Consider the following 1,372-nt stretch of genomic DNA (forward strand, 5'->3'; position numbering starts at 1 on the left):
AGCACCCCGGCGATGTGCGCCCGCAGCTCCGACCCGGTCAGCTCGACGCCGACCGCGTAGGCGACCAGCCGCTTGTCACCGGGACGGTCCTCACGAACCACCACCGCCGCCTGACCCACCCGCTCATGCGACACCAGCACCGACTCGATCTCACCGAGCTCGATACGGAAACCACGCAACTTCACCTGATCGTCGGCCCGGCCCTGATACTCCAGCTCACCACCCGACGTCCAGCGCGCCAGGTCACCCGTGCGATACATCCGCGCACCCGGCCCCCCGAACGGATCGGCCACGAACCGGCCCGCCGTCAGCCCCGGCCGCCCCAGATAACCACGCGCCAGACCCGCACCCGCCACATACAACTCACCCACCACACCGGGCGGCACCGGACGCAGCCACGCGTCCAGCACGAACACCCGGGTGTTCGCGATCGGACCACCGATCGACGGCACCCCGCTCCCGGCCGTGAGCGGCCGCGACATCGTCGCGCACACCGTCGTCTCCGTCGGACCGTAGGCGTTCACCATCCGACGACCGGCAGACCACCGGTCCACCACCTCCGCCGGCACCGCCTCACCGGCCACCACCAACGAACGCACCGACTCCAACCGGCCCGGCTCCATCGCCGCCAGCGCCACCGGCGGAATCGTCGCATGCGTCACGCCGAACCCGGCCACCACCGCAGCCAGCTCAACACCCGGACGCAACCGCTCCGCCGGAGCGATCACCACCGCAGCACCCGCCAGCCACGCCATGCACAACTCCGACACCGAGGCATCGAAACTCGGCGACGCGAACTGCAGCACCCGACTGCCCGCATCCACCGCGAACCGCTCGATCTGCGCCGCCGCCAGATTCCCCACACCCGCGTGCGACACCACCACACCCTTCGGACGCCCCGTCGACCCCGACGTGTAGATCACATACGCCGCGCTCGAAACCGGGACCTCCACCGAGGGGTTGGCCGTCGGCATCCCCGAGACGTCCAGTTCGTCGGACCCGCTGATCACCAGTACCGGACCGGCGTCCTCGATCATGTAGGCGATGCGGTCCTGCGGGTAGGCCGGGTCGACCGGGAGGAACGCGCCACCGGCCTTGACCACGGCCAACTGCGTCACCGCCAGCTCCACCGAACGCGGCAGCACCAGCGCCACCACCCGCTCCGGACCCACCCCCTCCGCGATCAACCGGTGCGCCAGACGGTTCGCCCGCTCGTTCAACTCCGCGAACGACAGCTCACCCTCCTCCGACACCACCGCCACCGCGTCCGGAGTCCGCGCCACCTGCGCCTCGAACAACGCGGCCAGCGTCCCCGACGGCACCACACGACCCGTCGCGTTCCACTCCCCCACCACCCGCTCACGCTCCGCGG

The 1,372-nt window shown here is 70.8% G+C and carries 1 protein-coding gene; it reads right to left on the reverse strand.

Annotated elements, in window-relative coordinates; all coding sequences use genetic code 11:
* Nucleotides 1–1,372: amino acid adenylation domain-containing protein (locus ACFYOP_RS33735; RefSeq protein ID WP_356899684.1), on the reverse strand; the 1,372-nt coding region annotated here is incomplete at both ends.

It is taken from the genome of Streptomyces sp. NPDC006294 (assembly GCF_042870895.1).
Lineage (GTDB): Bacteria > Actinomycetota > Actinomycetes > Streptomycetales > Streptomycetaceae > Streptomyces.